This window comes from Hydrogenimonas thermophila, from assembly GCF_900115615.1.
Lineage (GTDB): Bacteria > Campylobacterota > Campylobacteria > Campylobacterales > Hydrogenimonadaceae > Hydrogenimonas > Hydrogenimonas thermophila.
Window position 1 is genome coordinate 1 of record NZ_FOXB01000073.1, and the last position, 4,491, is coordinate 4,491.

Here is a 4,491-nt window from a genome sequence, read left to right on the forward strand (position 1 = left end):
GCAGCTAACACAACTGTCTTTATGCTAACACAACTTTTATAACTTTTTCATCCTCTTTTGAGTGATGAGAAGTTATAAATGTATTATAGGAGAGATAAAAGACAATTTTGAAGAGTTTTTAAAAAATCCAACTTTTAAAAACCTTGAGTGGTGGGATAAAAGTATAAACTCTGCAAATATGCAGGGAAACAGAACAAATTTAATAAAAAAAATCGAAGGTTTAACTCTTGAAGAGATAAAAAAACTTGATGATGATTACAAGTTGGAGAAAATAGAAGAGATATTTAAAAACATTAAATCAATAATATACAATGAAGACAATAGAATAAAAGATGATTTAACTTTTGAAGAGGTTGAAAAAGCAATTGATGAAATAGATGGCATGAACTCAACAGCTAAAGAGCTATCTTATTACATACAAATGGAGGAAGATAAGATTCCTTTAGTAAATTCAACTGCAATAGAGACTATTAAGCACATTGAAAAAGTTACTAATATCTTTGATGACGAACAGATTAAAACTTTGCAAAATAAGATCGATAGAATAAAAGAACTAATAGAAATACCTGAAAATATAGAGTTTAAAAACTACTATATAGTTGATCAATTTTTTAATTTGTTTCATAAGATCAAATATGATGAACTATCTAAAAAAGAGATCGATGGATATAAAGATTTATACCAGTATGCTTATTTATTTGCAAATTTATTGGGCAAAGCAGATAAAAAAGGTGTAGAGAAAGACTCATTTTTAGAAATACTCAAAAAAAGCAAAAATATCATCTACTATGGAGCACCTGGAACTGGCAAAACTTATGAGATAAAGAGTAATATTGAAAATATCGTAGAAGATATAGATAAACAGTTTGTAATGACTCAATTTCATCCATCATACACTTATGAGGATTTTATAGAGGGAATCAAACCAGCTGTAATAAGTGAAAATAGCGTAAATCTTAAATTAAAAGATGGCGAATTTAGGATTTTTTGCGACAAAGCAAAAGTTGATGAAGATAATTTTTTAAACGAAAAAGATTTTTATGAAGCTATAAGAAAATATGGATATTTCTTCTTTGTCGATGAGATAAACAGAGCAGAACTATCAAGAGTTTTTGGCGAGTTATTGTATTCGCTTGAATATAGAGGTAAAGAGGGAAAAATAAAAACACAATACGCCTCTATGAGAGAAGAGCATGATCAATACTTCTACATCCCTAAAAACCTCTTTTTTATAGGAACTATGAATGACGTTGATAGAAGCATAGATAGTTTTGATTTGGCACTTAGAAGAAGATTTTTGTGGATCAAAAAAGAGTGTAACTATCAGCTTATAGAAAATAGATTTGGCACTACATACAAAAAAGCCTGTGAAGCTTTGAATAATTTCATAATCAATATAGATGCTCTTGGCGAAAAATATCAAATAGGTCACGCTTATTTTTTAAAAATAGAATACTTTATGAAAAAAGAAAAGATAAGTCAAGCAAACTTAAATGAGCTATTTGAATTCCACCTTGAACCATTACTAACGGAATATTTAAGGGTAGTTTATGATGAGCAAAATATAAAAAAATATATAACAGAAGCTCAAAAAAAGTTTAGATTATAGTGAGAAGATAAAATGATAAAAACTGTCGATAATTTTATAATTGAAGATTTAAGTGACTTTGAAAATATTGCTAAATCTAAAAACGATAGCTACTATTTTAAAGCAAATAAAAATGATATAAAAAATAATCTAAACATCACTCTAAAAGATTTTAAACAAAATAGCAACAATATTTTCATGTCATTTAAAGATGATAAAAGTAAAGATGATGATTTAATCATCTTTTTCAATAGATATCAAAAAAATGATAATGAAAAATTTTACAATATCCAGACAGGCAACTATATAGGGCAGTTTACTTGGGAAAAAGTAGAAATAGATATTCGCTCAAGATTTGACGATACATTTTTAAAACGGATGCTCAATTTTGCCAATGATGTTTATCTTGATGATGTAGATGTAACTGGTAAACCAAATGATGAAGTAGATTATTCAAAATTCATAATCTACTATATGTTTATGCAAAACCTTGAAAAGGCATTTTTACTTGGTCTTCCAAAAAGTTACACTACCATCAAACATCATGAGATCAAAGTAAAGGGCAAAGTTGATATAAATAGATTTATTAGAAATGATATACCGTTTAAAGGCAGAGTTTCATCAGTAAGTCGTGAGCAAAAAGAGATTCAAGAGATAGTTGATGTACTCTACAAAGCAGTAAAAATTATTGAATCTAATAAATTTAATATTAAAAATATTTCTCTCATAAAAACTCATTTAACACAATATAAAAGTAATAGATATGTTTCAAATGAGATCATTAACAGAGCTATAAACTCTAAAGCACTTCAAAACCCGATCTTTGCACCATATAAAAAAGTTTTAGAGTATGCAAGTTATATTATAAATGGGAATAATCTTGAACAAAATAGAGATGGTCAAAACAGTACTTACGGATTTTTAGTAAATATTGCAGAGTTATTTGAAATATATGTTACTAAACTGCTTCAAAAAGAGTTTCCTGACTGGAGTGTTACAAGCCCAAAAATTGAGCTTTATAAAGATCAGTTTTTTAGAAGAAAAATCATTCCAGATATAGTTATGCAAAAAGAAAATCAGATCTTGGTATTTGATACGAAATATAAAAAAATGGAATTTAGAGGTACAAAAAATGGCATATGGGATGTAGATAGAACAGACTTTTTTCAAATTCATTCATACATAAGCTACTACCAAAATCAAAAAGATTTAAATGTCATTGCCGGTGGGCTTCTATACCCAATTGAAAAGAAGTTTGATAAAAATATATGTCATAGCAATAATCTCTTTGGAAATGATAAAACAAAGTTTGTAGTTGACGGTATAGAGCTACTTGAATCTAAAACTATCGAAAATATCATTAAAGAGGAAAAAGAATTTATTGGAAGAATAAAAAAATTAATATGTTTGACAGAATGTTGACATGATGGTATGAAATAATTCTAATCATAATACTATACTTTGGCAATAGTAAAAGCATTAGAGAAGTTAAAATAGATTCCTAATAAAACAGAGAATGTCTATTTTGAAAAAATAGATGTTGTTAAGTGTGAATTTTATGAGTGTAATATACAATATGGCTAAATCAATTTGACTAAATAAAAATATTAATATGGAGGATAAAATGGAAAAGGCTAAAAGTTTTGAAAAAACAGAGGTAATACCGTTTAAAGAGTTTTATTATGAGTTAGCTGAAAAGTTATTGGAATATAAAAATAAACGTAATAAACTTATTAACTTCTTACATAAATTAAAAGATGATGGCTTACAGATTACGCCATTAAATGACCAAAATCCAGAAGGTACTACCATTGAGTTAGAAGACATTGATCCTTTTACATTTTTTGGTATATTTAATAGAGGTATAACCAATGATAATAGAATTAAAATTTTAAAAATATTAAAAGAATTTTTTAATCTTAATGCAGAAATACCAAATAATTTTGATGGTATTCCTGTTTTAAACAATCAAAAAAGTTGGTTTTTTACTTATAAGTATAAGAGAAAAGATGAAGATATAGACTTATTATGGGAATTGTTTGAAAAGTTTATGAATGATACTATTGATGATGAACTTTTCAATAAATGTCTTGAAATTAAGGGAGTAAGACAAAATATCACTATAGCCTTCTATTGGATAAAACCAGAAGATTATATTGCACTTGATAACAATACAACTTCATATATTGCTGAAAATACAAAATTTAAAAATACAAATATTAATAAATTAAAGTTTCGAGGGTATAAGGAAATTATTAAAACATTAAAAGAAAAAAATATCTCTTTTTATGAACTTGTCAAATCTCAATATGGCAATTCAAATGAAAATAATGATATGGCAATTCAAAATAAAAAAAACTCACCAATTGAACAACCACTAAACCAAATCCTATACGGACCTCCGGGTACTGGTAAAACGTATCATACTATCAACAAAGCATTAGAGATTATTTTTGAAAAAGAGGATGAAAATAAAACTATTCAGTACAAATATTTAGGACATGAGTTAAATAAAAGTGTAAAAGATTTAAAAAAGATTTTAAATCAAAATACTCACACAAATAGCCCATTCCGATACTAAGGAATACTTTTTGCTATAAAGCCAAAAAAGTATATTTATATCGGGAGAAAAAATGGAGCCAGAATTATTGAAAATTTTAAAAGAGCATATATCAGAACAGGCAAGACCACAGGGGAGACAGTATAGTTTGCCGGTAATAATGTTTTTATCGATAATAGCTATATTAATGGGAGCAAAGAATCCAATAGAGGTATATAAATGGATGAAAGCAAACGCTAAAAGGAAGGAGATAAAAAAATTACTAGGAGTAGAGTTTATACGAATACCTGGGAGATCAAGATTATATGATTTTTTTGAGATAGTAGATAAAGATGAATTAGAG

At 27.1% G+C, this 4,491-nt stretch carries 4 protein-coding genes; all 4 read left to right on the top strand.

Annotated elements, in window-relative coordinates:
- The first annotated feature begins 64 nt into the window (after window positions 1-64).
- The gene (locus tag BM227_RS12390) at window positions 65-1,609 is read left to right on the top strand and encodes an McrB family protein (protein WP_092914301.1); all 1,545 of its coding nucleotides are present in this window, start codon (window positions 65-67) and stop codon (window positions 1,607-1,609) included.
- 12 nt (window positions 1,610-1,621) lie between these two features.
- Window positions 1,622-3,010, top strand: coding sequence for a 5-methylcytosine restriction system specificity protein McrC (locus tag BM227_RS12395; protein WP_092914303.1), 1,389 nt, complete (start codon window positions 1,622-1,624; stop codon window positions 3,008-3,010).
- Window positions 3,011-3,212: 202 nt separating this feature from the next.
- Window positions 3,213-4,169: a hypothetical protein gene (locus BM227_RS12400; RefSeq protein WP_092914305.1), complete on the top strand. Its 957-nt coding sequence runs from the start codon at window positions 3,213-3,215 to the stop codon at window positions 4,167-4,169.
- Between the two features lie 52 nt (window positions 4,170-4,221).
- The coding region (locus tag BM227_RS12405) for a transposase family protein (RefSeq protein WP_143089751.1) at window positions 4,222-4,491 on the top strand (270 nt) is incomplete at its 3' end.

Coding starts and splice junctions, on each gene's coding strand:
- BM227_RS12400 (WP_092914305.1), top strand. CDS start 3,213: ATGGAAAAGGCTAAAAGTTTTGAAAAAACAGAGGTAATACCGTTTAAA.
- BM227_RS12390 (WP_092914301.1), top strand. CDS start 65: ATGAGAAGTTATAAATGTATTATAGGAGAGATAAAAGACAATTTTGAA.
- BM227_RS12395 (WP_092914303.1), top strand. CDS start 1,622: ATGATAAAAACTGTCGATAATTTTATAATTGAAGATTTAAGTGACTTT.